Below are 24883 nucleotides of genomic sequence, written 5' to 3' on the forward strand. Positions count from 1 at the left end.
ATCCAGGCCAACGACACAGACCCCGCGCAAGCTACTTGCGGCTTGCCCACCTCCGCGTGTCGCGCTGGCTTTTTCGATCAACCCGTGGCCCTGGCTAGTGCTGGAGAACCAGCTCCAGCAATCGGGTCAGGTCTTCACCGAACGGGCGGTCAGCGTCGATTGGAGGTACGACGGCGTCGACCGCCCGCATCAGGTCGCTCAGGCCGGTGGGGATCGGGCGTTTCGACAGGGCGAAGGCCTGGCGGACGGCCAGGAGTTCGCAGGCGGTCGTCTCGCGGGTTAGCCGGATCGCTTCGGCGAGGACGCCGACGGCCTCCCAGGAGAAGGTCTGGACATCCTCCTGGCCGTTCGAGGTCTCCGCCGTACTGATTGCCGTGGGCAACGTCAGGCGGCGGAGCTGGTGCGTGGTGGCGACGGCGCGCTTGTGGACGGCGACGAGCCCGGCCTGCGGGCCGGGTTCGTGGGCCAGCTGAGCGGGCAGGCCGGTGACGGCCGGGTCGAGCAGGCGATGCAGCCGGGCGGTCGAGACCTCAGCGGCATGGGCGAGGGCCGCGGTCAGGTGATCGCAGTGCGCGGCCAGGTCGATCCCGTGAAAGCCGGCCGTACCGATGAACTCACCGTCCAGGTACGCCGGTGAGTCGGTGACGCCGGCGAACGCCCGCTCGACGGCGTCATCCAGGGCGTTCAGAGTCCGCCGAAGATGCGCATGCACGTGTCCCGCGACCCGGAAGGACACGGGCGCTTGGAGGCTCCGCGGCTCGTCCTCGGGGCCTGCCAGTGCGCGGATCCGGCCGAACTCGGCCGCCAGGAAGTCATCGCTGCGCGCGGCTGCCGGGTTGTACGGCGATCGGTTGGCGCCGATCACCGCGATCGCCCCGGAGGCGACCGAGCTGAGGTGATCCGCGAGGCTGTGCGTCCGCTTGGCGTGCAGGGCGGCCCGCCCACTGGCGCCGGGAATCCCGGCGAGCAAGGCGATGCCCTCCTTGGGCCCGAGCTCGAAGCGGGGCAGGCCCCCCGCTGCCGGCCGGACCCCCGCGGCGGGCAGGAGCCCGGCTGCGGGCAGGAGCCCGGCTGCGGGCAGGAGCTCTGCTGCGGGCCGGATGCCGTCGGTGCCCGGGCCGAGCACCGAGCCGATTCCGACGAGCGGCCCGAGCGCGTGCGCCAGCGGGATGATCTCCCCCGCTGAGCCTGCACCCTCGGCCGGGACGGCCGGCCGCACCCCGCTGTTGATGTAGCTGACCAGCTGCAGGATGAGTTCGACCGAGACTGCTGCGTCACCGGTGAGGAAGGTCCTCAGGCGGCCGATCAGGACGGCTCGCGCTTCGTCGGGCGGGAGCCAGGGCGGTCCGCCTACCGCTCGCCCCAGCAGGAGATTGCGTTGATGGACGCGTTGCTCGTCCTCGGTGAGGCGGACTTTGCTCAGGTTCCCCATCCCGGTGTTCACACCGTAGACGGGCCGGCCGGAGTCGAGGGTGTGGAGCGCGGCGGCGCGGATCGCGGCCAGATGATCGAGGAGGGGTTGAGCGATCGTGATGGGCTCGGTGGAGGCCGGGTCGAGGTCCGACGGTTCGTTGATCATCAGTGGAAGCGGAGCATCGTGCCGATGTCGGCGGCCTCGGCTTTGCGGAGGATCAGGTGCGCGATCGCGACGTCCAGCAACGACAGTCCGCGATGCCAGAAAAGGTTGCGCTCGGCATCATTCTCGCGCCCGGGTTTGCGTCCCGCGACGATCTCACCGAGTTCGGCGTACAAGGTCTCCGGCGACAGGCGGCCGGTGTCCACGTGCCGCCGTAGCGAGCCGAATCGCCCGGACTGGGCTTCCCGCCAGTCGTCCACGACCACCTTGTCCATCACGTCGAGCAGGTCGAGCTCGACCGCGCTGATCGTCCCGTACGGTACGACGAACGCACCCGGCTTCACCACGGCCGTCCGCAACAACGGCTCGGGCGACGTCAACCGGGTGGCCTCGACCAGTACGTCGGCACCGTCGAACGCCTCCTCCGCCGTCGTCACCACCCGCACCGGCGTGGACAACTCGGCCGACAGTTCGGCGGCGAACTTCTCCCGGGACTCTGGCCGTCGTGACGTCACCCGGATCTCGTCGAGGTCGAAGCGATCGTCGAGCATGGTGACGTTCCACCACGCCGTCCCGCGGGCTCCCGCGTGGGCGAGGATCGTGCTGTCCCGCCGGGCCAGGTGGCGGGCTCCGACCGTCGTCATCGCGCCGGTCCGGGCCGCGGTGATCATGGTCGCGTCCAGCACCGCGAGCGGTACGCCGGTGGTCGGGTCGAACAGGGTCGCCATCGCCAGCTCGCTCGGCAGGCCCTTCTGGTAGTTCGGGACGAAGTCGCCGACCACCTTGACCCCGCTGATGCCGTGCTCACCCAGGCCGTCGAGGTGGCCACGCAAGACGTTGAAGTGACCGATGCCGCCGTTGTCCGGCATCAGGTGCACCCGCGGCTCGAAGCTGGTCCGCCCCTCGCCGTGCTCCCGGACCGCCTCCTCGACCGCATCCACGATCTCCAGCCGGGTCAGCCCCAGCTCGTCGATGTCGGGTCCGCTCAGAAATCGCAACCAGATCACCCTGAGACCGTACCTACGGACAGGAGGTGGTGGTCCGAGCGGCCCGACGGCTGGACCGGCTGAGCGTGGCGGAGGCGTCTGCGTAGACCTCTACGTCCTGTCCTTCGGCACTACTCTTCCCCGAGCGAAGAGAGGGGTTCTTCTGTCGTTGTTGTTCGATACTTAAGTTGCGCGCCGCCACGCTACGTTCAGGTCATGGGGTCGACGACACAGGCACCGCGACGCACCGTGATCGGGCACTCGACGACGGACAAGGTCCTGCTGTTCGGTGGGTTGCCGTTGATCGGGCTGGTGCTCGGGTTCTTCCTGCCGCGGATCGCGGACTGGGCAGCCTCGAAGGACTGGGTGCCGTTCCAGGGACCGCTGAGGCTGATCTCCGGCTGGGACGGCTGGTGGGTGGTCGCGATCTGCATCGTGCTCGGGCTGCTGGCCGGGGTACTGCTCGCGGGGATGGCGCTCGACGACACGCTCAAGGTGACGGTCACCGATCAGTCGGTGGAGTTCCTGAAGAACCAGAAGACGGTGACGGTGCCGCGGGAGAAGGTGTCGGTCGCGTTCCTGGACGGCAAGGAGATCGTGCTGCAGGACGCGACGTCACGGGAGCTGGCGCGGGAGAAGCACGACCAGCTGACGTCGGACACGAAGGAGATCCCGGCTGCGTTCCGCACCCACGGCTACCCGTGGTCCGACGCCGGCGACCCCCACGCAGCCCGCTTCCGTCGCTGGGTCCAGGACGACCCTGACCTGTCTCCCACCGCCAACGCCATCCTCAGGTCCCGCTCGAAAGCCTTCGACGACGGCGACAAGGGCAAGGCCGATCTCCGCGAACTCCGCGACGAGCTCGCCAACCTCGGCTACACCGTGAAAGACAAGGAAAAGAAGCAGTACTGGCGGCCGACCACGGGCTAAGCGCCCAGGAGGTGAATGACCGCCTGGGCATAGGCCTGTTCGGCGTCTTCGGCGGTGTGGGTGGAGTCGGTGAGATCTACCTGGTAGCCGCCGGGGACTGCTTCGAGTTTGTGGAAGTGCTCGCCGAGGAGGGCGCGGAGCTGCTCCTCGCGGGGGAGCCAGATGACCTCGCGTTGCTCGATGCTGTCCAGGGCCCACTCGGTGGTGCCGTTGAAGCCGATCACCTTGCTGCCCTGGTAGTCGTGCACCTCGACGGTCATGTCGCTCACCACGAACACGTCGTCGTCCATCTCCCGGTCCGGTACGACGAAACGATCCCCTGCCGCGGGCGCCCACAGCACCCCGGCCTTGCGCAGTCGCCCAGCCTGCTCGATCGTGATCACCCTTCCATCCTCCCCACGCGACGCAAACCTCGCAGGTTCTGCGCGTGCCGTGAGACGGCTGCGGGTCAGCGATTCAGCGCAGACCGCAGCTCCTCCGCACGGTGCGCGATCCGGTCGCGGCACTCCGTGGTCAGCGGCAGATCGAGCAGAGCGGTCGCCTGCAGGTGGTTGAGCGAGAACTCCTCGCGCAACCGGCGTACGGCGATGGTCCGGTCGACGGAGGTCCGCAGCACGTCGGCCACCTCGGTGCGGTGCTCGAAGGCGGCCAGGAAGCCGTCGTAGATCTCCAGCTGCGTGTACGCGGACCGGTCCGGCTCGGGCACGATCGTCTCGTCTCCCTTCTCACTGGCACGGATCACCTGCCGCCAGAGCGCCGGGACGGCGAGCCGGGCACGGGTGTAGCGCCGGGGCATGGGCTGCGCGTAGGTCATGGTCATCGTGAGTTCCCCCTGGATTCAATCGGCCTTGGCGACCGCGTGTGGTTCACGCGGCGGGCACTTCGTACCGGGTGCGGTGAGCGCCTCGAAGTGCCACGGTTCGTTGTCGTAGCGGCGGCACACGCCGTACCGCCAGCCGTTCTGGTTGAGCCAGGTCATGGCCGCCGTCGGACCGATGTCCACGGCCTTGCCCAGCACGTGCGCGGAGTACTTCGGCGGCAGCACCCAGCGGGTCGCCACCTTGTAGGACCCGTACTTCTTGATCGCCTCGTTCAGCAGCCGCTGCTGCTTGGCCGCGCTCCGGCGGCCGGAGGTGATCCGGATCGTGACGCCGTCGGCCTTCGCGGCCGCGATCGCCTTGGTCAGCCTGGCCTTCAGCTTCGGCGACAGTCCATCGATGCTCTCCTCCCGCGACAGGGTCGTCTTCACCGTCTTCTTCTTCGGAGGCTTCGTCGTGGTCGGCGTCGTGGATGGGTTGGACGGCGAGTGGGTCGGTCGGCGGGACGGCGTGGGGGTCGCCAGGGTCGTCTCGGCCGGCGGCGCACCGACAGCGGGTGCGCTGACGCTCGACACGACCGGTTCCTTGTCCGCGGCCAGACCGAACATCTCCCCAAGCTGCGCATGCCACAGCAGCAGTGAGCCGATCACCGCCCCCACGAGGACCACGCCAGTCACGGACAGCAACCGTGTCCAAACCGCGCCAGTCCGGCGCGGCGGCAGGTCGTTCCTCATGGGGTACAGCCTTTCGGATCGGGACGGTCGGCACATCGGTCCCAGGGACCGTCCTCGTGCACCATCAGTAGCCCCTGAGTATCAGTTCGGACGCCGAGCCTCCTCCAAAAGTTGGAGAGACCGCCCCTCCGGGCAGATGAAGCTTCGGCGAACACCGGCTGACTACGCTGGGCAACGTGATCAGTGTCTGGCGCCGAATGTCGCAGTCGCAGCAGGATGTGCTGCGCGCTGCGGTCATCGGGCTGGTCTGGTTCGTGGCGCTGAACCTGATCAACGGCAGCGGCCTGCGACCGCAGAATCCGGCCGTCTCGGTGGTGACCGGCATCTTCCTGGTCGCCACGGTCGCGTTCGGACGGCGGATCCCGCGGACGATGCTCGTGGTCGTCTCGGTGCTCTACCCGTTCCTGTACGCCGCGGTCGGCACCGGCCTGGCCGCCCAGCTCGGGGTCACCGTCTTCGGCCAGCCCCAGATCAGCGACGCGGCCCTGCAGTCGGAGATCCACCTGGTCCCGCTGCTCGTCGTCGGGTACCTGGCGGCATCGAGCGGCGTACGGCGGTTCACCTGCCTGTTCTTCACCATGGGCAGCCTGGCCGGACTGATGATCGGCCTGCCGACCGTGGTCGCGATCGTCCTCGGCCACGCGAACCGCGCGATCCTGTACGGCGACCGGTATCAGAAGCTCCCCAGGGACCTACCGAGCCTCTACAGCTATATCGACGTCTCGCTGTTCGTGTTCGCCGAGGCGCTGATCTGCGGCATGGTGCTGCTCGGAGCAGACGCCCGGCGCCGGCGGAAGAGCGTCGCACTCCTGGAGCAGCGGAACGCCGAACTGGTCCGGCTCCGCGCGGTCGAGGCGGAGCGCGCCGCGGTCGCGGAGCGGACCCGGATCGCCCGCGACCTGCACGATGTGATCTCCCACCACGTCAGTGCGGTGGTGATCCGGGCCCAGGCCGCCGATCGGGTGGCCGACCAGCGACCCGAGGTGCTGCGGGAGGCGATCCGCTGGATCATTGCCAGCGGCAAGGAAGCGCTGACCGCGATGCGGGAGACGGTCCGGGTCCTGAACACGGCCTCGCCCGACGCCGTCGGAGCGTCACCGGGCTCGGGCGGCGGGACCGCGCCGGTGCCGGATCTGTCCGACGTGGCGCGGATGGGCGACCGGCTGAAGGCGGTCGGCATCGACGTGACGATGGACCTGCCGCCGCGGCAGCGGCAGCTGAGCTCGGCCTCCGATCTGACCGCGGTCCGGATCATCCAGGAGGCGCTCACCAACGTGATGGTGCACGCGAAGGCGACCGCGGCTCGGGTCACCTGGCAGAGTGGACCGCAGGGCGAGCTCCTGACGATCGACGACAACGGCAGCGGCGGGCCGCCGCCGGTGAACGTGCTGGAGAGCGCCCGGCGGAGCGAGAGCGGCCGCGGGAACGGACTGATCGGGATGCGGGAACGGGCGACGGCGGTCGGCGGCACACTGGCCGTCGCGGCCGGCCCCCTGGGTGGATGGAGGGTGCAGGCATGGCTGCCGCCGCAGAAGTGACCGACGACATCAAGGTGCTCGTGGCCGACGACCAGGGCGTGATCCGGATGGGTCTCGCGATGATCCTCGACCACGAGCCCGACCTGACCACGATCGCCCAGGCGGAGAACGGCGAGGAGGCGCTCCGGCTGATCGAGCAGTACGACCCGGACGTGGTCCTGATGGACATCCGGATGCCGGTGATGGACGGGCTGGTCGCGACCGAGCGGATCACGGCCGCCAACCAGGCGGCCGGCCGTTCGCGTCCCGCCGTACTCGTGCTGACGACGTTCGACGACGAGGCGTACGTACTCAGCGCCGTCCGGGCCGGCGCGTCCGGGTTCCTGCTCAAGGACACCGATCCGGACCTGCTGGTGTCAGCGGTACGCGCGGTGCACCGAGGCGACTCGCTGGTCGACCCGGCGTCGACCCGGGTGCTGCTCGAGCGGTGCATGGAACTGGAGCGCCAGGTCGGCGGCGATCCGGCCGCGCCGGCGCCGGCCCAGCCGGACGCTCGCTGGGTCGGACTGCTGGCCAACCTGAGCGAGCGGGAGCGGGAGATCCTGGTCTGGATGGCTCGCGGCCTGTCGAACCGGGACCTGGCCGGCAAGCTGTTCGTCAGCGAGACGACGGTGAAAACTCACGTCAGCAGCGTGCTCTCGAAGCTGGGCCTGTCCAGCCGCGTGCAGGCGGTCGTCGTCGCGTACGAGGCCGGCGTGGTGCGACCGGGCGAGGCCGAAGTCCGCTGGGACTCTTAGGAGAACAGATAGGCGGCCAGGCCCACGACGGCGAGCACGATCAGAACGGTCAGGGCTTGGCTGAGGATCGACGCCTGGCGGCGCCGCGGTAGGAAGTCTCCGGTCACATCTTCAAGAGTGCTTCGCGAAACCGCGCCACCCATCGGCCATCGGAATGGTTCCGGCCTACTACCAGGGGATGAGATGGTTGCCCTGGGCCCAGACTTACGACTCGGCGAAGTACGCGGCCCGGACCTTCTTCGGGACGCACATCGACCAAGCGTCCAGGATCAGCTCGCGGAGTTCGTCGTACTCGAGCGCGTCCAGGCGCACCTGGATCCACCGGAACCGCTCGTCGGACGGCCGGGGCCGGAAGAACTTGTCCGGCTCGGCCGCCAGCGCCGCCTCCCGCTCCTCGATCGGGAACCCGATCCCGATCGTCTGCTCGTCCGGCGCCACCGCCAGGTAGACGATCTGCCCGACCCGGAACTTGATCTGGTCCCGCACCAGCACCTCGTAGCTGCGCGGGAGGTCCGCCGTTACTTCCCTGATGTCCGTGAGATCGACCACGATCCAACGATAGACAGCTATCACTGACACCTGTTGTCAGTGATTCCGGTTGTACCTTGGTCGGATGCCTGCTGTCGTGAGTGCGGTCGAAGGGGCCGAGGTGGTGTTCCGCCTCGGCGACCCCTCGCATGCCTTCACGGGGGTCCGGCTGTGGCAGGAGCTCGGGCTGGCGGCCGAGCTGCTGGAGTTCAAACCGGTCAGCTACGGCTGGGAGCTACGCCTGCCGCGGCCGTCCGTGCACCGGATGGAGTACCTCTTCGACATCGCCGACCTCGGGATGCGGACCGATCCGACCAACCCGCGGGTCGTCGGCGGAGCGTTCGGCGACCACTCCTGGCTGCCGCTGCCCGGGTACGTCGAACCCGCGTGGATCACAGTCCCGCCGATCGCGTCGAGCCTGACCCCGCTCACCGTGGAGACCCCGGTCGGGCCGGTCGACGTACAGCTCTGGGCGCCGGAGGGGATCGCGCCGGTCTTCGAGCTGCCGCTGCTGCTGTCCCACGACGGCCCCGAGTTCGCCGCGTACGCCGGACTGACCCACTACGCCGGCGCGATGATCGCCGAGGGCACGCTGCCGCCGTTCCGGCTCGCGCTGATCCGGCCGACCACCCGCAACCTCTGGTACGCCGCGAACCCGCAGTACGCCGACGCCCTGACGCAGCACGTGCTCCCCGCGGTCCAGGCGCAGTACCGAAGCAGGCGGCCGGTGATGATGGGCGCCAGCCTGGGTGCGCTCGCGGCGCTGCACGCGGAGTGGCACCATCCCGGCACGTTCGACGGGCTGTTCCTGCAGTCGGGGTCGTTCTTCACGCTGGACACCGACCCGCAGGAGTCGAAATTCGAGTTCTACGCCCAGGTCACGGCCTTCGTGCGGCAGGTGCTGACGGCAACCACGGCGCCGAGTACGCCGCTGGTCGGGATGACCGCCGGGACCACCGAGGAGAACGTGCACAACAACCGGGTGATGGCGGCCAAGCTGACCGAGCTCGGGCTCGACGTGACGTTCGGCGAAACGCCGGACATGCACAACTTCACAGCCTGGCGTAATGTGCTGGATCCTGATCTCACCGATGTACTGCGACAGACCTGGGGTGGGGCTGATGGAGCGGGAGCAGGTCGAGTTGGAGGCGCCGGGGCTTGACCGGCGCGGAACCGTGATCCGCTACGGGCATTTCGGCCGCCCGGTGCTGGTCTTCCCGAGCGAACAGGGCCGGGCCTGGGACTACGAGAACAACGGCATGGTCGCCGCCGTCAAGGACCTGATCGACGCCGGCCGGGTGAAGCTGTACTGCGTGGACTCCTTCGACCACGTCAGCTGGTCGGACCGGAGCATCCAGCTCGAGGACCGGGCCCGCCGGCACGAGTTCTACGAGTCCTGGATCGTGAACCAGGTGGTCCCGACGATCGGCGCGGACTCGCCCGGCGTCAGCGACATCATCACCACCGGCTGCAGCCTGGGCGCGTTCCACGCGCTGAACTTCGCGTTCAAACGGTCCGATCTGTTCCCGGTCGCGATCTGCCAGTCCGGCAACTACGACGCGGCCAGCTGGCACGCATGGGGTGAGCGCGGCGACGCGACGTACTTCAACAATCCGGCCGACTACCTGCCCAACCTGTCCGGTGACCACCTCGAGTACCTGCGCGGCCGGCTCTTCATCCTGCTCACGGTCGGTCAGGGCGACTGGGAGACGAACCCGACCGGCTCGCTGCCGTCCGCTCGCGCGACTGCCGCCGTACTGGAGTCGAAGGGGATCCCGCATGAGCTGGACCTTTGGGGGTACGACGTAGCTCACGACTGGCCCTGGTGGCGCCAGCAGCTTGCCCACCATTTGCCCCGCTTCTGTTAGGAGTTTGATTGTGGCTGACCGCTCCAGGCATCTGATCGGGTTGTTGCTGGGCGCCGAGGAGGACTGGCCGCAGGCGTTCGAGGCGCTGCTGCAGCGGGTCGGGCCCGTCACCCTCGAGGACGGACACGAGCACGAGTTCGGGTCGCGGCGGCTGACGATCGAGCCGTTCGATCTGAACGACCCGGTCCGGGTCGGGCTGGTGATCGACCGGCTCGCGTACTGGTACTACCACCCGCGCGAGTGGCTGAAGAAGGCCGCGCTGATGAACGGCACCTATCTGCTGAACTCGCCGTTCACGTTCCAGTCGATGGAGAAGCACTCGGCGTACTGCGCGATGCTCCGGCTCGGGCTGAAGATCCCGCGGACCGTCCTGGTGCCCTACAAGAACCCGGTCGACAACGTGCGCTGGGCCTACACGTCGGCGAAGTACAACAAGCCGTTCGATCTCGACGCGATCGCGGCCGACCTCGGCTACCCGTTGTACATGAAGCCGTTCGACGGCGGCGGCTGGCGCGGGGTCTCGCGGATCAACAATCCCGACGACCTGCACCGCGCGTACGACGAATCCGACGAGATGCTGATGCACCTGCAGGCCACGATCGAGTACGACAAGTTCGCCCGGGCCCTGTCGATCGGCGCCGAGACGATGGTGATGGATTTCCGCCCGGACGAGCCGATGCACAACCGGTACGCCGTCTCGCACGACTTCCTCAGCCCGTCCGCCGGGCACCAGGCGGTGGCGATCAGCCGGATCGTGAACGCGTTCTTCGGCTGGGAGTTCAACTCCTGCGAGATGCTGGTCGCGGGCGATTCGGTCCACCCGATCGACTACGCCAACGCCTGCCCGGACGTCGCGGTGACCTCGCTGCACTACTACTTCCCGTGGGCGATCAGCGCGCTGGTCAAGTGGTCGGTGTTCTCGCTCGCGACCGGCCGGCGCAGCAAGGTCGACCTGCGCACCGAGCGGTACTTCGCGATCGCCGACGACGAGTCGATGGACTACGACGCCAAACTCGACGCCTACCTCGCGCTGGCCGACGAGCACTTCGAGACCGCGAGGTACCACGAGTGGTGCGCCGAACACCTGGGTGACTTCGACGCGCGCGTCCGCGACTGGGTCTCCGGCAGCGACTTCGACCGCTTGTTGCGCGAAACCGTGGTGGCGACGTACCCGAAGCACGAGCAGGAGAAGTTCCTGTCGCACTTCAAGGGCCTCACCAACCTGTGGGTGGCCGATCAGACTCGCTAGATGAGCAGCCGCACTCCGGCGGTGAGGGCGATGCCGGCGGCGACCGCGGGCAGCAAGGGCACTCTGACGAGGGAAAGGATTCCAGCGGCAGCGACTCCGATGAGCTGCGTCCAGTCCAGCCGCTTGCCGCCGAGTTCGGTGACGATCAGGCCCGCCAGCAGCACCGGGGCGATCAGCCCCACGACCCGGACCGCGGCCGGCGGCAGCTTGTGATGGCCGATGAGCAGCGGACCGCCGGCCTTCATGAGCCAATTGACGACGGCAACGGTCATGGCGGCCAGCCACAGCTTCATGACGTCTCCTCACGTACGTTCGCGTGCTCGGGGATCAGCCCGATCAGTGCGGCTGCCGTGGCGCCGAGCAGCGCGTAGCCCGGATCGGTGACCAACAGCAACGCGGCGGCGATGGCGGCGCCGAGCAGCGACGCGGCCAACGCCCGGCGGGACCGCCGCACCTCGTCCAGCGCGAGTACCAGGAAGAACGCCGGGAACACGACATCCAGCCCGAGCCGGTACATCAGATCAGCCGATGGTGCGGTCAAGGCGCCGACCGCGGTCCCGAGCACCCAGAGCACCCACTGCGGCAGGCTCGCGCCGATCAGGCGGGAGACGTCGTACCGGCCGTCGTTGCGATGAGCAAAGATGAACGAGGCGTCCACGAGGGCCTGCGCTTCCAGAGCCCGTCTCAGCCGGCTTCCGCTCAGGCTGTCGTTCAACGCGACACTCATCACGAGATAACGTCCGTTGATCAACGCCGCCGAGGCGATCGAGGCGAACACCGTGCCTCCGGACAGTGTCGTCAGCAGGGTGAACTGCGCCGAGCCGGAGAACGCCAGGGCCGAGAAGACGACCGGCAACGCGACTCCCCAGCCGCGGGCCTCGGCCTCGGCGCCGAAGCTGAGGGCGAGGACGAATGCTGCACCGGCCGGTCCGAGCCCGAGCCGGATTCCTTCTGCAAGGCCGGCCCGGTGGATCGCCGTCATGTCGATGCCTCGGCGTGACGACGTTGGTAGTGGCGGCGGGCGCGGGCCCGATTGCCGCAGTCCGCGGAGCTGCACCAACGCCGCGAGCCGTTCTTGCTGCGATCCAGGAACAGCCAGCCGCAATCGTCGTCGTCGCACTGCCGCAGCCGGTCCAGATCCTCGTCCTCGAAGAGTCGCCAGACCGACAACCGCACCCGGTCGGCGACGGTGTCGGCCCGCCAGGCCAGCGGTCGTGGGCTGACCAGCTCGGCGTTGCGTACGGCGTTCTCGATCAGCTCCCGGAGTACGGCGAGATCGGCGTCGTTGGGTTCCTCACGGACTGCGAGCTTCTGCAGCACCGCGTACGCCGTCTCGCGGGCCTGCAGGAGCTCGGCTTCGGTGCCCGGCTCCGACGGTCCCAGCCCGGTGGCCGTCAGCCAACTCCGCAGGTTGGCCGGATCCGCGAGCCGGTCGACGCGCCGTCGCTCGTCCAGCCGCCACGCCACGGTGTTGACCAGGTCGAGCACAAGATGTCCGCCGACCAGCTCAGGCCGATACTCCATGACTCCGCCCCTCTAACGCCCAAAATGCATCATGAGTCGTTAGACAGGTGATGGGCAAGCGCTGCGCGTGTCTAGGCTGGGCGGGTGCGCGATGACGACGTACCGGGATGGTGGCAGCGGTTGGGGCTGGACGGCCTGGTGGATGTGCATGTGCATTTCCTGCCCGACCAGGTGATGAACGCGGTGTGGGCGTACTTCGATCAGGCGTCGGAGCACTACGGGACCGCGTGGCCGATCACCTATCGGACGTCCGTCGAGGAGCGGCTGAAAACGCTGGAATCTTTGGGGGTTCGGGCGTTTCCGGCGTTGGTGTACCCGCACAAGCCGGGGATGGCCGCGTGGCTGAACGAGTGGGCGCGCGACTTCGCCGCGTCGACGCCGGGATGTGTGACGAGTGGGACGTTCTTCCCGGAGCCGGGTGCGGGTGACTACGTCCGCGAGGCGTTGGAGTCGGGGACGCGGATCTTCAAGGTCCACCTGCAGGTGGGTGACTACGATCCACGCACCGACGAGCTCGACGACGTGTGGGGACAGCTCGCCGAGGCCGGCGTACCGGTAGTGGTGCACTGCGGATCCGGGCCGATCCGCGGGCCGCATACCGGACCGGGTCCCTTTGGTGAGGTACTGCGGAAGCACCCGGAGCTGACCGCGGTCATCGCTCACTTGGGCATGCCGGAGTACGCCGAGCATTTGGGACTGACGTCGTACCCGAACGTCCACCTCGACACGACGATGGCGCTGACGCCGTTCACCGAATCCCTGATGCCGTTCCCACGGGAGCTGACCTCGCGCCTTGGCGACCTGCGGGACCGGATCGTGCTGGGGTCCGACTTCCCCAACATCCCGTACGAGTACGCCGTACAGCTCGCATCTTTGGAGTCCCTGAACCTCGGCGACGACTGGCTCCGCGCCGTCTGCTGGGACAACGGCGTCCGACTGCTTGGGCTTTAGCGGCGCCGCGGCCTCGTGAGGACATAGGCGGTTGGGGTTGCGCCGTTGTATTTGAGTAGGCGTTGACGGGCTAGCTTGAGGCCTGGCTGGTGGTCGATCGCTTGCTGGAGCAGGCGTTTGTCCTCAGTGAGGAGTACGGCGCGTCCGTCGGCGGCCATGACGCGGTCGATCTCTTGGAGAAGCTTCGGGTAGAGGGTTCGGTTGAGCTGGTGCGTGCCGACCTGCTTGCCGAAGGGGAGGTTCGCGACGATCCGGTCGATGCTGTCGGTTGGGAGCGGAAGGACCTCCGCGTCGGCCTGGACAACGTCGATCCCTCTGTTGCGGATCGCTAGGTCGAGTGCACGTAGGTCGTGGTCACTTCCCAGCACCAGGGCCGTCGGGTGTCGTCGGCGTACCGCTCGGGGAATCGTGCCGGTGTGCCGCAGAACGGATCGAGTGCCCGCTGGCCGGGCCGGATTTTCGCCAGTCGCACGAGCACCTCGGCGACGATTGGGGTCGTTGACCATGGCAACCGTTCCGGACGGCCGAATCGCTGTGTCCAGGAGAGCGGTCCGATCTCGGCGTACCAGGCTTGCTGGGTGTGGGTGAGGTTCCGGAAGTGAGCAACGCCGGTCGCCCGCCGCCCCACCGCCCCGCGGATCGGGCCTGTTCTGGGGGGCTTGAACAGAAAGTGGGGCCCTGGCACGGCAAATAGCCTGTTCAAAGCCCCCAGGTGGGGTCCCGACCCCCGACCCCGACCCCGACCCCAGCCCCGGCCCCGGCCCCGCCTAGCGCCCAGCGCCGAGCAGTAGTGCGGCTACCGCCTCAGGGGCCTCGCGCATGGCGTTGTGGGCGGTTGGGAGTTCGTGAACCTGCCACTCCGGGTCGGCTTGCAGGCGGGTTCGGAGCTCGCCGAAGGGCGTGCGGGCATCCCATCCGGAGCAGTAGACGAACTCCCGGCGCGGCACGCGGTCAACAACGCCGGTGAGATGGATCGTTTGCAGGATGGAGGCGAGGGGATGGGGACGGCGGCGGGGATCGCCACCGTTCGGCGCACGAAACGGCGGGCGGACGGCGTACCCGATGTTCGCGGCGCCGTCCACGAATGCTTGCCGGTACTCGTCGGACGTCAAAGACCAGCACGACTCGCCGTCGCGCGGTACGTAGGCGTCGAGATGCACAAGTCGCGAGACCCGGCCGCCGGCGCGATCGGCGGCGGCGGCGATCACCATCCCGGCGTAGCTGTGGCCGACCAGCGTCGCGCTGGTGATGTGAGCGCGGTCGAGGAGCCGCAGTACGTCGTCGGCGTGCGTGTCGAGGTTGGCCGTCGCGACCGTCACGTCGTCGTCGTCCGGCCGCAGACCGGTCAGGGTCAGGGCGTGAACGGTATGACCGGCACGCTCCAGCAACGGAACCACCGCCTCGAACGCCCAGGAGCCATGCCAACCACCAGGAACAAGAACGAACGTCGCCATGCGTTTCTCCTTCTCTCGCACCGAAACCACTCCGCATGGAGCAGTCTCACCAGTTCAGGCGTGGCTCACTACCGATAGAAAGCCAACCAATACCCGTACGCCGCCAACCTCAGCTCCCTCCGGATCAGTCGGACCACGCCCGCCGGATCGGGAGTGGTCTCGGGGGCTTGGACAAGAACCGGGGGCCTGGGACCTGAAATAACCTGTCCCACGCCCCCAGAGGGTGTGCCGGCACCCGGTCTCAGCCCCGGAGCCGGCGCCCGATCCACCAGGCCCTCCGATCCCCGCCCACCACGAGTCCTCCGTCAACCGAGCGGGGGTCGACCGCGTTGGCCGAGCGGGGGTCGACCGCGTTGGCCGGGTGACACACGGTTCGCGGACGGGCCGTTGCTGGGGGTATTCCAACGTTGTAGTGTCTTCGTGTCCGTCTTCGACAGTCCCCCAGGAGAGTCCATGTCTCAGCCTCGTGCCGAGTATCCGCGTCCGCAGTTCGTCCGGGCGGAGTGGGTGAATCTGAACGGCGAGTGGCAGTTCGAGATCGATCGGCCCGATTCGGGATGGGAGCGGAAGGTCCACGAGCGCGAGCTGGCGCAGCGGATCACCGTCCCGTTCGCTCCGGAGACGCAGTTGTCCGGGATCGAGGACGTCGACTTCATGGAAGCCGTCTGGTACCGGACGACCGTCACGATCCCGGCCGACTGGGCCGGCAAGGACGCCGTACTGCACTTCCAGGCCGTGGATCACGACGCGACCGTGTGGGTGAACGGCGTCGAGGTGGTCCGGCACCGCGGCGGCTTCACGCCGTTCAGCGCCAACCTGAGCCAGACGGCCAAGCCGGGCGAGGAAGCCACGATCGTGGTCCGCGCGCGGGACAGCCGGTACGGCGCTCAGGCCCGCGGCAAGCAGAGCCAGCTCTACGCCAACCACGCCTGCCTCTACACCAGGACCACCGGCATCTGGCAGACCGTCTGGCTGGAGGCAGTGCCGACCGTGCACCTCGGCCGCCCGCGGATCACCCCGGACGTGGCCGGCTCCAGCTTCCACCTCGCCGTACCGGTCTCGGCCAACAAGCCGGGCTGGAAAGTCCGCGCAACCCTGAGCGACGCCGACGGCGAGGTCGCAACGCACGAGGTCCGCGCCGATCTCGACCTCGCGCCGCGGCTCACCCTCCAGGTCCCGGCGGACCGGGTCCGCCTGTGGGACACCGCCGATCCGCACCTGTACGACGTACGCCTCGAGCTAATCGATGCCGACGGCAACATCGTGGACACCGCGGACAGCTACGCCGGACTGCGGTCGGTGTCGATCAACGGCCAGGCGATCCTGATCAACGGCAAGCACGTGTTCCAGCGGCTCGTGCTGGACCAGGGGTACTGGCCGGAGAGCCTGATGACGGCGCCGACCGACGAGGCGCTGGTCCGAGACATCGAGCTGAGCATCGCCGCCGGGTTCAACGGTGCGCGGCTGCACCAGAAGGTGTTCGAGGAGCGGTTCCTCTACCACGCGGACCGGCTCGGGTACCTGGTGTGGGGCGAGTTCGGCGACTGGGGTTCGGGCGTCGGCGACACCGGTGACAACAACCAGCAGCCGACCGCGTCGTACGTCGCTCAGTGGCTGGAAGCCGTCGAGCGCGACTACAGCCACCCGTCGATCATCGGTTGGTGCCCGCTGAACGAGACCCACCAGCTCCTGCACGACCGGATCACCCAGCTGGACGACGTCACCCGGGCGATGTTCCTGGCCACGAAGGCGGCCGACACGACCCGTCCAGTACTGGACTCGTCCGGCTACTCGCACCGCGTGCCGGAGACCGACGTCTGGGACTCGCACAACTACGAGCAGGACCCGGTCGAGTTCGCGAAGCAGATGGCCGGCCTCGCGGACGGAGCGCCGTACGGGAACACCGGTGGGCGCGAGGGCCGGCCGATCTCCCAGCCGTACGCCGGTCAGCCGTACTTCTGCAGTGAGTTCGGCGGCATCTGGTGGAACCCGGAGGCGGCCGCGGCAGCCTCGGGCAACTCCGCCGACTCGTGGGGCTACGGCCAGCGGGTCGCGGACGAGGAGGCGTTCTACACCCGGTTCGCCGGGCTGGTCGACGCGCTGCTCGACAACCCGCTGATGTTCGGCTACTGCTACACGCAGCTGACCGACGTCTTCCAAGAAGAGAACGGCATCTACCGCTTCGACCGCAGCAACAAACTCGACGTACCGCGCGTCCAGGCGGTCCAAACCCGCCAGGCCGCCTACGAGAAGGATTGAAGTCCGAGGCTGCCGACCGCGACCAGGATCCAGAGGATCGCTCCGAGGAGGAGTGGCCTGGGTCCTGCGTCGCGGAGCTCCTTCGGGCGGAGGGACAGGCCGATCGCGACGAGGGCGGACGTGATCAGGAACGTTCCAGTCTGGCTCAGGGCCGGCAGCCAGGACTCGGGTACGGCGCCCGCACTGCGAAGACCCGCAGCTGCGATGAAGCCGATCAGGAACAGCGGGACCAGCTTCCGCCAGGGCAGCCGGCGGTTGTCGGATGCACCGTTCGTGCGGGCCTCACGGCGGGACTTGAGAAGGACCAGGGTGAGGACGATCGGGACCAGGGTGAGGGAGCGGGTGAGCTTCACCACGAGGGCCTGGTCGCCGGCGCTCTGGCTGTAGGCGTACCCGGCGGCGACCACGGATGACGTGTCGTTGATCGCCGTACCGGCCCACAGTCCGAAGGCTTCCGGGCTGAGGCCGAGCAGGTGGCCGAGGGGCGGGAACGTGAGGACGGCGACCACGTTGAAGGTGAAGATCGTCGCCAGGGCGTAGGCGACTGATGAGCGCTTGGCGCCGATCGCTGCTGTTGCCGCGGCGATTGCCGAGCCACCGCAGATCGCCGTACCGACGCCGATCAGCGTCTGGGTGTCGCCGCGGACGCCGAGCAGGCGGCCGAACAACCAGGCGCCACCGAGGGCGATCGCCAGCGTGCCGAGCATGACCGGGAGCGAGGACGCCCCGACGCGCGCTACTTGCTGGAGGGACAGGCCGGTGCCGAGCACGACGATCGAGACCTGCAGCAGGTTCTTCGCGGCGAAGTCGTAGCCCGGACGACACCGCTCAGCCCGCAGCGCCGGGATCAGTAGGCCGCCGAGCACACCAAGCACGATCCCGAACACCGGCCCGCCAACCACAGGAACCAGCCGACCGAGAGGTACGGCGACGGCGGCGATAGCCAGCACAACGAGCAACCCAGGCAACCGCGCCAACGCTGAGCCGAGGCGACGGTCGGTCCCCAGGAGAACACTGGTGAACCGGGTGCGAGGTGAGACAGGACCGATCGAGCGGCTGGGTGGCCTAACCTCGACCTGCACCATAGGACCGGCTCCTCCCGCAGAAATGTACGCACATTTAAGCTAGGAGATGACCGGACATTTGGCAAGCCGGGAGGCAGGAATCGGATGACCGTGCGCAGGCTCGACCGCACCGGCGGCCAGCCGCTCTGGAAGCAGTTGCAGCAGGACCTGGTCCGGCGGCTGCGCTCCGGAGAGTTCGACGACGCCTTCCCCGGCGAGCTCGCGCTGGTCGAGGAGTACGCGGTGAGCCGGCACACGGTCCGCCAGGCACTCGTTCAGCTCCGCTCGGACGGCCTGATTGTGGCCGAACGCGGCCGCCAGCCGAGAGTCGCCACCGCGCCGGAGATCCGCCAGCCGATGGGCGCGCTCTACAGCCTGTTCTCCTCCGTCGAGGCCTCCGGTCTGCCTCAGCACAGCGTCGTACGGGCGCTCGACATCAGAGCCGACGGTGTCATCGCAGCCCGGCTCGACCTGGAGGGGTCGAGCCCACTGCTCTACCTCGAGCGCCTCCGGTACGCCGGTGACGAGCCGCTCGCCCTGGACCGGGTCTGGCTGCCCGCGTCACTCGCCGAAGCGCTGCTCGAGGCCGATTTCACCCACACCAGCCTCTACAACGAGCTCGCAGTCCGGACCGGGTTGAGTCTCGACCACGGCCGCGAGGACATCCGCGCGATCAACCCGACCCCGGCCGAGCGGGCGTTGCTGCACTGCCCGCCCGAGGCTGCGGCCTTCTCGATCATCCGCCAGGGCACCGTCCAGAACAGACCGGTCGAATGGCGCCACACCGTGGTCCGCGGGGACCGCTTCGCGCTGTCGGCCGAGTTCTCGGCGAACACCGGCTACCGCCTCACCCCGGCGCCGCGGACGACCGCGCTCGCTCAGGGCTGGTAAGCACCGTCGCGGAACGGATCGTCGGCAGGCAGCCAGGAGGTCGCCGGATCCAGGTCGACCGCGATGTCCCGAGTCAGCGCCTCGATCGCGGCGAGCACTGCCGGACGGATCTCGTCGCGACGCGACACCAGGGCCCAGGTCCAGACCGGGATCGGGTCGGCCACCGGGCGGCGGACGAAGTCCCGGGGCAGCGGCGTGTCATCGCGCTTGGGTGAACTGACCACCGGCTTCCGCAACCGCCGGACGTGATCGAAGAAGGCCGGCCCGGTGATCCCGTGATCGTCGATCCGGACCAACTCGGCGCCGGTCGAGCGGGCGAACTCGGCCGCATAGATGTTCCACGACGCCCAGGTCGCGGTGTCGGCGTCGAGCAGTACGGCGGTGTCCTTCGCGCGTACGGCGGACTCGTCGCGCCCGGGTGAAACGGCGTACAGGCGGTCCGCACCGAGGAGGCGGCCGGTCAGTTCCTGCTCGGCGAGGTCGGTGGCCCGCACCCAGCAGATCGCCAGGTCGATGCTGCCGTCGGCGACCCGGCCGGCCTGGGTGTGTGACGGCATCACCCAGGCGTCCACCCGCAACTGCGCCACCGCGGACGCGCGCTCGACCAGATCGGGCGGACGCCAACTGACGTAGCCGAGCCGCACCGGTTCGCTCGCCGCGAAGCCGGCCGCCGTACGCCGTAATGCGTCGGCCTGCTCGAGCAACGCCCGGGTCGGCGGGAGCAACGTCTCTCCGAACGTGGTCAGCGCGACCGTCCGCCGGTCCCGCTCGAACAACCGCACGCCGAGATCACGCTCGAGCGACTTGATCTGCTGCGACAGCGACGGCCCGGCGATGTGCAACCGGGCCGCGGCCCGGCCGAAGTTCAGCTCCTCGGCGACCGCCACGAAGTACCGCAACTGCCGAAGCTCCACGCGCTGATCGTAGTAGGCGGAGCCTCCTAGCTGGGAGCAAAGCGGTCGTGGAAACCCACCGATGGTTCGACGAGTATCGAAGTACATCCACTCGAGAAAGCGAGAACCATGAATACCCAGAAAGTCGCCGTGATCACCGGAGCCTCCCAGGGCATCGGTGCCGGACTCGTCACGGCGTACCGCAAGCTCGGGTACGCCGTCGTCGCGAACTCGCGCACGATCGAGCGCTCCGACGACCCGCTCATCCTGGCGGTCCCCGGTGACATCGCCCAGCCGGGCGTGGGCATCCGGGTGATCGAGCAGGGGCTGGACACCTTCGGCCGGATCGACACCCTGGTCAACAACGCCGGTGTGTTCATCGCGAAGCCGTTCACCGAGTACACCGACGAAGACTTCGACCTGGTCGACGGCGTGAACCTGCGCGGCTTCTTCGAGATCACCCGCCGCGCGGTGTCCGCGATGCTCGAGAACGAGGGCGGGCACATCGTCAGCATCACCACCACCTTGGCCGAGCACGCCGACAGCAAGGTGCCGTCCGCGCTCGCGTCGCTGACCAAGGGCGGCCTGAACTCGGTCACCAAGTCGCTGGCCACCGAGTACGCCGCCCGCGGCATCCGGGTCAACGCGGTCGCCCCCGGCGTCATCCGTACGCCGATGCACCCGGAGGAGACGCACGAGTTCCTGGCGGCGCTGCACCCGGTCGGCCGGATGGGCGAGATCGACGAGATCGTCGAGGCCGTCACGTACCTCGAAGGCGCGAACTTCGTCACCGGCGAGATCCTGCACGTCGACGGCGGCCAGCAGGCCGGCCGCTGATGAACCCCTGGCGGGTGGTGGGTCAAGGGGCGGCGGCGCTGGCCGGCGGGATGGGGATCGGGCGTTTCGCCTACACCCCGATCCTCCCGATCATGCACGCGCAGGCCGGACTGACCCCACGACTCGGAGCGGCGCTCGCAACAGCCAACTACACCGGCTATCTCGCCGGGGCGCTGGCCGCGATCGTCGTACCGAGACTGACCCACTCCCGCTGGGCACTGCGACTGTCGTTGCTGCTCCTGTCCGCGACTTTGGCCCTGATGCCGTTGAGCCACAGTGGGATCTTCTGGCTCAGCTTGCGGTTGATCGCCGGAGTCGCCAGCGCACTGGTCTTCGTGATCGCCGTCAGCGCCGTACTCCCCCGGCTGCACAGTCACCACGTGGGCTGGATCTTCGGTGGAGTCGGCGCGGGCATCGCATTGTCCGGCGCGGTCTTGATCGGCGGTAGTTGGCGCCAGGCTTGGTGGCTGACGGCCGTACTGACCGTCGCCTGCACGGTGCCCGCCTGGCACCTGACCGGCCCCGCGCCCGCTCAGGTGAAGGTTGCGCGGGGCAACGGATCGCGGCGCTTCACCGCGTTGCTGACCAGCTATTCACTGGAAGGAGTCGGCTACATCATCGCGGGCACGTTCCTCGTTGCCGCGATCAACGAAACCGCCTCCTCCGGTCGGGTCGGCAGCGGCGCCTGGATCATCGTCGGCCTGGCTGCCCTGCCCTCGTCAGCCCTGTGGGCCTGGCTCGGCCGGAGCTGGCCGCGTCCGCTCCTGCTCCTCGTGGCACTGCTCCTCCAAGCTGTCGGGATCGCGTTACCCGTCCTGATCGGCGGAGTCGCGGCGACCTTGATCTCAGCGGCGCTCTTTGGCGCGACGTTCCTCGGCGTCGCCAACATCGTGCTCGCGATCGGCGCGGACCTCCACGTCCCCCGCGCCGTCGCGATCCTCACCACCGGCTACAGCCTCGGCCAGATCGTCGGCCCGCTGGCGGTCGGACCCCTGCTACACAACGGATACCACCAGGCGCTCCTGATCAGCGCCGGCGTGGTGGCACTCGCCGCCACCGCCGCTGCTCTTGTCCGCCACCAACCGAACTAGGAGATTTCCATGACCGACAACGACATTCTGCGCACCGTCCTCGACGAGTGGAAGGCGGGCGTCGACGCGCACGACCCGAAGCGGGTGGCGTCGTACTTCACCGACGACGCGATCTTCCAGGGCCTTCATCCGTACGGCGTGGGCCCGGACGCCGTCGCCGAGTACTACGACTCGCAGCCGATCGGACTGACCGCGGCGTACCGGATCCTGGAGCACCGGCGGCTGGCCGACGATCTGATCCTCGGCTACCTCGCGGTCGACTTCGGTTTCACCGACCGCCCGACGCTGCCGGTCTACCTGAGCGTGATCCTGCGGCGGGTCGGTGCCGACTGGCTGATCTCGCACTACCAGGTTTCCCGGCTTCCGTAGGACTGATACTGGGGGTATGACGGTCAAGGAACTGCGGTTGGTCGTGACGGCGGACGACTACGACGAGGCGGTGGCGTTCTACCGGGACGTGCTCGGGCTGCCCGAGCGGGAGTCGTACACCACGGAAGATGCGCGAGTGATGATCCTCGAGGTCGGGCGGGCGACACTAGAGATCGCGAATCCGGCACAGGCCGACTACATCGACGAGGTCGAGGTCGGCCGCCGGGTGGCCGGGAAGTACCGGGTCGCGCTTGAGGTCGACGACTCCGCGGCGACGACACGGACGCTGGCCGAGGCCGGTGCCACCGTGATCGCCGAGCCGACCCGGACGCCGTGGAACTCGCTGAACGCCCGCCTGGAGACACCAGGCGGGATTCAGCTGACCCTCTTCACCGAGCTTGACCTCAAGTCATCTTGAAGTGTTGAGGTAAGCGTCATGTGGCAGACCGAAGACCTCGACCTGGACGCTTACCTCGACCGGATCGGGCACACCCGGGTATCCCCGTCGGCCGACAGCCTGCGCAGTCTGCACCGGGCGCATGTGCTGGCGATCCCGTTCGAGAACATCGACGTGATCCTCGGTACGCACCCCGGCATCGGCCTGGACGCGATCCAGGCCAAGCTCGTCCGCCGGCAGAGAGGCGGCTACTGCTACGAGCACGCGCTGCTCTTCGGCGCGGCACTCGAACGTCTCGGCTTCGAGGTGACCCGCCGGGTCGCGCGAGTCCAGCCCCACAAGGCCGGACCGCGTACGCACGCCCTCCTCAAAGTCGGCGTGGACGGGCAGGACTTCCTGGCCGACGTCGGCTTCGGCGCCGGCCAGCTGTACCCGACGCCGATGAAGGACGGCGTCGTCATCGACCAAGGCGGTTGGGATCACCGGCTCACCCTCGACGACGACGTGTGGACGCTGTCGAAGCAGACAGCGGATGGCTGGGTTCCCCAGCACGCGTCCAACGACGAACCGGTCCGCCCGATCGACTACGAGGTTTACCACCACTACGTCTCGACCCACCCGAACTCGCCCTTCACCGGCCGTCCGGTGGTGATGCGGGTCGCCGACGGCGTCGTACGTCGTCTGGTCGGGGACAAGCTCACCGTCGAGTACGCCGACGGCCGGACGACGGAGCGCGTCGTACCAGCGCAGGATCTGCCCGAGGCACTGGCGAGTCTGGACGTCGTCCTCAGCGACGAGGAAGTCGATCGCCTGCGGCTTCTCTAGGCGTCTCGGTCCGGAAGGACTCGCCTAGCTCTGGGCCAAGACCGAAGTAGTGGCGGAAGTTGTAGAGCAACGGCGACCAGGCGGCCGGATCGACGTACGACGTCCCCGGTATGACGATCCGCTCGTCGGCGTGGACCCGTAGCACCTTCGCCTGGATGATCAGAAAGGTGCCACCGGCATCGAAATCGACCTGGACCGTGGTCGCCTCGAACTGCAGTGGACACTCGGCGACCCGCGGCGGGCCGACTAGCTCGGAAGCGACCGGGGTCAGCCCAGCTGCCTTGAACTTCTCCCGTTCGAACCGGAAGCGGGCCTTCTTCGCGGCCGGCACCGGATGCCGGCCGGTGAGGCCGGCGATCCGCTCGACCGCCTCCCACTGCGCGGGTGACGGGTAGTTGATCACGAGCTCGGGCCGGTGCTGCAGGTTGCGGGCGGTCTGACCGGATTCGCCCACGCCGAGGACGACGACGTCACCGAGTGCCCAGGCGGACGACATCGGGGCGAGATTGATCGTGCCGTCGTCGTTCGCGGTGGACAGCAGTGCGACCGGTGTACCGACGTACAGGATGGACGGTTCGATCGTCAGGTGGGTCATGCGTTCGACGCTAGGCGGCGGTCGCTTCGGCCCGGACCGAACTGTCGGGACGGCATGATGGGATGCATGAGCACGCGGACCGAGGGACAGGAGCTGGCTGCTTGGGCCCGGATGCTGGCCGATGGGACGCGGGCGACGGTGTGCGTGGCGTTGCTCGACGGACGGGCGTGGACGGCGACCGAGCTGGCCCGGGTGGCGAAGGTGTCGCGGCCGACGATCAGCGAGCATCTCAACCTGCTCGTCGACGGCGGTCTGCTGACCGAGGTGCGGCAGGGCCGGCATCGGTACGTGAAACTCGCCGGTCCGGACACGGCCGAGCTGATCGAAGGACTCTCGGCGCTCGCACCACGGCGTACCGAGGTTGCGCACAGTCTGGCCGCGGTCAGCAAGCGGGACGCGTTCGCCCGGGCCCGGACCTGCTACGACCACCTGGCCGGGAAACTCGGCGTCGCGCTCGCGGACGCGATGACGGAGCGCGGGCTGCTCGACTGGTCGGAGGGGATCGCGCTGACACCGTCGGGTACGGCGTGGCTGGACGAGCTCGGCATCGTGGTCGAGCCGCGGCGCGGACGGCCCGCCGTACGGTCATGTCTGGACGTGACCGAGCGAAGGCCGCACCTCGCCGGCGCTGTCGGTGCTGCTTTGTGTGCGCATGCGTTGGATCAGGGTTGGGTTCGTCACATCCCTGGCGGGCGGGCGTTGAAGGTGAGCGGCTCGGTGCGTGAGTTTGGCTTGCCGGTAGGCGTTGTCCGGGAGTTGCAGCCCTGAG

The 24883-nt window shown here is 68.5% G+C and carries 30 protein-coding genes; 15 read left to right on the forward strand and 15 right to left on the reverse strand.

What is annotated here, in order from left to right; translation table 11 throughout:
* Nucleotides 1–94: 94 nt before the first annotated feature.
* Nucleotides 95–1579 carry an aromatic amino acid lyase gene (locus ACZ3HV_RS26220; RefSeq protein ID WP_465687615.1) on the reverse strand — a complete coding sequence of 495 codons (1485 nt, stop codon included), beginning with the start codon at nucleotides 1577–1579 and terminating at the stop codon, nucleotides 95–97.
* Nucleotides 1579–2583 carry an ornithine cyclodeaminase family protein gene (locus tag ACZ3HV_RS26225; protein ID WP_465687617.1) on the reverse strand — a complete coding sequence of 335 codons (1005 nt, stop codon included), beginning with the start codon at nucleotides 2581–2583 and terminating at the stop codon, nucleotides 1579–1581. Before ACZ3HV_RS26225 ends, ACZ3HV_RS26220 begins: the two co-directional genes overlap by 1 nt.
* Before the next feature lie 195 nt (nucleotides 2584–2778).
* Here ACZ3HV_RS26225 and ACZ3HV_RS26230 point away from each other — a divergent pair, with 195 nt between their 5' ends.
* Nucleotides 2779–3492, forward strand: coding sequence for a YqeB family protein (locus ACZ3HV_RS26230; protein WP_465687619.1), 714 nt, complete (start codon nucleotides 2779–2781; stop codon nucleotides 3490–3492).
* Here ACZ3HV_RS26230 and ACZ3HV_RS26235 read toward each other — a convergent pair.
* The 3 genes from ACZ3HV_RS26235 to ACZ3HV_RS26245 all read right to left on the reverse strand — a co-directional run bounded on the left by ACZ3HV_RS26235 (nucleotide 3489) and on the right by ACZ3HV_RS26245 (nucleotide 4987).
* Complete coding sequence (locus tag ACZ3HV_RS26235) at nucleotides 3489–3875, reverse strand: pilus assembly protein CpaE (RefSeq protein WP_465687621.1); 387 nt, start codon at nucleotides 3873–3875, stop codon at nucleotides 3489–3491. The two genes, ACZ3HV_RS26230 and ACZ3HV_RS26235, sit on opposite strands and share 4 nt — an antisense overlap.
* A 65-nt stretch (nucleotides 3876–3940) precedes the next feature.
* Complete coding sequence (locus tag ACZ3HV_RS26240) at nucleotides 3941–4312, reverse strand: hypothetical protein (RefSeq protein ID WP_465687623.1); 372 nt, start codon at nucleotides 4310–4312, stop codon at nucleotides 3941–3943.
* Between the two features lie 18 nt (nucleotides 4313–4330).
* A complete protein-coding gene (locus ACZ3HV_RS26245) occupies nucleotides 4331–4987 on the reverse strand; it encodes a M15 family metallopeptidase (RefSeq protein ID WP_465687625.1) in 657 nt (218 codons plus the stop codon).
* A 233-nt stretch (nucleotides 4988–5220) separates the two neighbouring features.
* On the opposite strand from ACZ3HV_RS26245, the gene ACZ3HV_RS26250 reads away from it, so the two are divergent.
* Nucleotides 5221–6582, forward strand: a complete 1362-nt coding sequence (locus ACZ3HV_RS26250) for a sensor histidine kinase (RefSeq protein ID WP_465687627.1) — start codon at nucleotides 5221–5223, stop codon at nucleotides 6580–6582.
* Complete coding sequence (locus tag ACZ3HV_RS26255) at nucleotides 6579–7319, forward strand: response regulator (RefSeq protein WP_465687855.1); 741 nt, start codon at nucleotides 6579–6581, stop codon at nucleotides 7317–7319. Before ACZ3HV_RS26250 ends, ACZ3HV_RS26255 begins: the two co-directional genes overlap by 4 nt.
* A gap of 204 nt (nucleotides 7320–7523) precedes the next feature.
* Here ACZ3HV_RS26255 and ACZ3HV_RS26260 read toward each other — a convergent pair whose 3' ends face one another.
* Entirely contained in the window at nucleotides 7524–7868 is a 345-nt protein-coding gene (locus ACZ3HV_RS26260) for an MmcQ/YjbR family DNA-binding protein (protein ID WP_465687629.1), read from the reverse strand.
* Nucleotides 7869–7932: 64 nt separating this feature from the next.
* Between ACZ3HV_RS26260 and ACZ3HV_RS26265 the strand changes: the two genes are divergently transcribed.
* From ACZ3HV_RS26265 to ACZ3HV_RS26275, 3 genes are read left to right on the forward strand one after another with little or no spacing between them, the layout of a single operon-like run.
* Nucleotides 7933–9009 carry an alpha/beta hydrolase gene (locus ACZ3HV_RS26265; protein WP_465687631.1) on the forward strand — a complete coding sequence of 359 codons (1077 nt, stop codon included), beginning with the start codon at nucleotides 7933–7935 and terminating at the stop codon, nucleotides 9007–9009.
* The gene (locus tag ACZ3HV_RS26270) at nucleotides 8969–9715 is read left to right on the forward strand and encodes an esterase family protein (protein WP_360366505.1); all 747 of its coding nucleotides are present in this window, start codon (nucleotides 8969–8971) and stop codon (nucleotides 9713–9715) included. The genes ACZ3HV_RS26265 and ACZ3HV_RS26270 overlap by 41 nt, the downstream gene beginning before the upstream one ends.
* Before the next feature lie 10 nt (nucleotides 9716–9725).
* Nucleotides 9726–10964 carry an ATP-grasp domain-containing protein gene (locus ACZ3HV_RS26275; RefSeq protein WP_465687633.1) on the forward strand — a complete coding sequence of 413 codons (1239 nt, stop codon included), beginning with the start codon at nucleotides 9726–9728 and terminating at the stop codon, nucleotides 10962–10964.
* Here the strand turns inward: ACZ3HV_RS26275 and ACZ3HV_RS26280 are convergent.
* Genes ACZ3HV_RS26280 through ACZ3HV_RS26290 form a run of 3 tightly spaced genes read right to left on the reverse strand, consistent with a single transcriptional unit; the run spans nucleotide 10961 to nucleotide 12488 of the window.
* The gene (locus ACZ3HV_RS26280; protein ID WP_465687635.1) at nucleotides 10961–11257 is read right to left on the reverse strand and encodes an AzlD domain-containing protein; all 297 of its coding nucleotides are present in this window, start codon (nucleotides 11255–11257) and stop codon (nucleotides 10961–10963) included. The genes ACZ3HV_RS26275 and ACZ3HV_RS26280 overlap by 4 nt on opposite strands.
* Nucleotides 11254–11946: an AzlC family ABC transporter permease gene (locus ACZ3HV_RS26285; RefSeq protein WP_465687637.1), complete on the reverse strand. Its 693-nt coding sequence runs from the start codon at nucleotides 11944–11946 to the stop codon at nucleotides 11254–11256. The genes ACZ3HV_RS26280 and ACZ3HV_RS26285 overlap by 4 nt, the downstream gene beginning before the upstream one ends.
* On the reverse strand, nucleotides 11943–12488 hold the full coding sequence (locus ACZ3HV_RS26290; protein WP_465687639.1) for a CGNR zinc finger domain-containing protein: 546 nt from the start codon (nucleotides 12486–12488) through the stop codon (nucleotides 11943–11945). Before ACZ3HV_RS26290 ends, ACZ3HV_RS26285 begins: the two co-directional genes overlap by 4 nt.
* 84 nt (nucleotides 12489–12572) lie before the next feature.
* Between ACZ3HV_RS26290 and ACZ3HV_RS26295 the strand changes: the two genes are divergently transcribed.
* Nucleotides 12573–13439, forward strand: coding sequence for an amidohydrolase family protein (locus ACZ3HV_RS26295; protein ID WP_465687641.1), 867 nt, complete (start codon nucleotides 12573–12575; stop codon nucleotides 13437–13439).
* On the opposite strand, the gene ACZ3HV_RS26300 is transcribed toward ACZ3HV_RS26295, so the two are convergent.
* From ACZ3HV_RS26300 to ACZ3HV_RS26310, 3 genes are all read right to left on the reverse strand, one after another.
* Nucleotides 13436–13807 carry a methyltransferase domain-containing protein gene (locus ACZ3HV_RS26300; protein WP_465687643.1) on the reverse strand — a complete coding sequence of 124 codons (372 nt, stop codon included), beginning with the start codon at nucleotides 13805–13807 and terminating at the stop codon, nucleotides 13436–13438. The genes ACZ3HV_RS26295 and ACZ3HV_RS26300 overlap by 4 nt on opposite strands.
* Nucleotides 13768–14124, reverse strand: coding sequence for a hypothetical protein (locus ACZ3HV_RS26305; RefSeq protein ID WP_465687645.1), 357 nt, complete (start codon nucleotides 14122–14124; stop codon nucleotides 13768–13770). The genes ACZ3HV_RS26300 and ACZ3HV_RS26305 overlap by 40 nt, the downstream gene beginning before the upstream one ends.
* A gap of 82 nt (nucleotides 14125–14206) precedes the next feature.
* On the reverse strand, nucleotides 14207–14893 hold the full coding sequence (locus ACZ3HV_RS26310; RefSeq protein ID WP_465687647.1) for an alpha/beta fold hydrolase: 687 nt from the start codon (nucleotides 14891–14893) through the stop codon (nucleotides 14207–14209).
* 453 nt (nucleotides 14894–15346) lie between these two features.
* Here ACZ3HV_RS26310 and ACZ3HV_RS26315 point away from each other — a divergent pair, with 453 nt between their 5' ends.
* On the forward strand, nucleotides 15347–17152 hold the full coding sequence (locus tag ACZ3HV_RS26315; protein WP_465687649.1) for a glycoside hydrolase family 2 protein: 1806 nt from the start codon (nucleotides 15347–15349) through the stop codon (nucleotides 17150–17152).
* Here the strand turns inward: ACZ3HV_RS26315 and ACZ3HV_RS26320 are convergent.
* The gene (locus tag ACZ3HV_RS26320) at nucleotides 17137–18120 is read right to left on the reverse strand and encodes a YeiH family protein (RefSeq protein WP_465687651.1); all 984 of its coding nucleotides are present in this window, start codon (nucleotides 18118–18120) and stop codon (nucleotides 17137–17139) included. The genes ACZ3HV_RS26315 and ACZ3HV_RS26320 overlap by 16 nt on opposite strands.
* Nucleotides 18121–18321: 201 nt before the next feature.
* On the opposite strand from ACZ3HV_RS26320, the gene ACZ3HV_RS26325 reads away from it, so the two are divergent.
* Nucleotides 18322–19107, forward strand: a complete 786-nt coding sequence (locus ACZ3HV_RS26325; protein ID WP_465687653.1) for a GntR family transcriptional regulator — start codon at nucleotides 18322–18324, stop codon at nucleotides 19105–19107.
* Here the strand turns inward: ACZ3HV_RS26325 and ACZ3HV_RS26330 are convergent.
* Nucleotides 19095–20021, reverse strand: a complete 927-nt coding sequence (locus ACZ3HV_RS26330; RefSeq protein WP_465687655.1) for a LysR family transcriptional regulator — start codon at nucleotides 20019–20021, stop codon at nucleotides 19095–19097. The two genes, ACZ3HV_RS26325 and ACZ3HV_RS26330, sit on opposite strands and share 13 nt — an antisense overlap.
* Before the next feature lie 108 nt (nucleotides 20022–20129).
* On the opposite strand from ACZ3HV_RS26330, the gene ACZ3HV_RS26335 reads away from it, so the two are divergent.
* From ACZ3HV_RS26335 to ACZ3HV_RS26355, 5 genes are read left to right on the forward strand one after another with little or no spacing between them, the layout of a single operon-like run.
* Entirely contained in the window at nucleotides 20130–20837 is a 708-nt protein-coding gene (locus ACZ3HV_RS26335) for an SDR family NAD(P)-dependent oxidoreductase (protein ID WP_465687657.1), read from the forward strand.
* Complete coding sequence (locus tag ACZ3HV_RS26340; RefSeq protein WP_465687659.1) at nucleotides 20837–21928, forward strand: YbfB/YjiJ family MFS transporter; 1092 nt, start codon at nucleotides 20837–20839, stop codon at nucleotides 21926–21928. The genes ACZ3HV_RS26335 and ACZ3HV_RS26340 overlap by 1 nt, the downstream gene beginning before the upstream one ends.
* A gap of 9 nt (nucleotides 21929–21937) precedes the next feature.
* Complete coding sequence (locus ACZ3HV_RS26345; RefSeq protein WP_465687660.1) at nucleotides 21938–22297, forward strand: YybH family protein; 360 nt, start codon at nucleotides 21938–21940, stop codon at nucleotides 22295–22297.
* Between the two features lie 16 nt (nucleotides 22298–22313).
* Complete coding sequence (locus tag ACZ3HV_RS26350; RefSeq protein ID WP_465687662.1) at nucleotides 22314–22715, forward strand: VOC family protein; 402 nt, start codon at nucleotides 22314–22316, stop codon at nucleotides 22713–22715.
* Nucleotides 22716–22733: 18 nt separating this feature from the next.
* Nucleotides 22734–23519 (forward strand): arylamine N-acetyltransferase family protein, encoded by a 786-nt coding sequence (locus ACZ3HV_RS26355; protein ID WP_465687664.1) that lies wholly within the window; start codon nucleotides 22734–22736, stop codon nucleotides 23517–23519.
* On the opposite strand, the gene ACZ3HV_RS26360 is transcribed toward ACZ3HV_RS26355, so the two are convergent.
* Entirely contained in the window at nucleotides 23482–24114 is a 633-nt protein-coding gene (locus ACZ3HV_RS26360) for a flavin reductase family protein (RefSeq protein WP_465687666.1), read from the reverse strand. The genes ACZ3HV_RS26355 and ACZ3HV_RS26360 overlap by 38 nt on opposite strands.
* Nucleotides 24115–24180: 66 nt before the next feature.
* On the opposite strand from ACZ3HV_RS26360, the gene ACZ3HV_RS26365 reads away from it, so the two are divergent.
* Nucleotides 24181–24882 (forward strand): ArsR/SmtB family transcription factor, encoded by a 702-nt coding sequence (locus tag ACZ3HV_RS26365; protein ID WP_360366539.1) that lies wholly within the window; start codon nucleotides 24181–24183, stop codon nucleotides 24880–24882.
* The last annotated feature ends 1 nt before the right edge of the window (nucleotide 24883 follow it).

The sequence above is a fragment of the Kribbella sp. NPDC020701 genome (genome assembly GCF_055562215.1).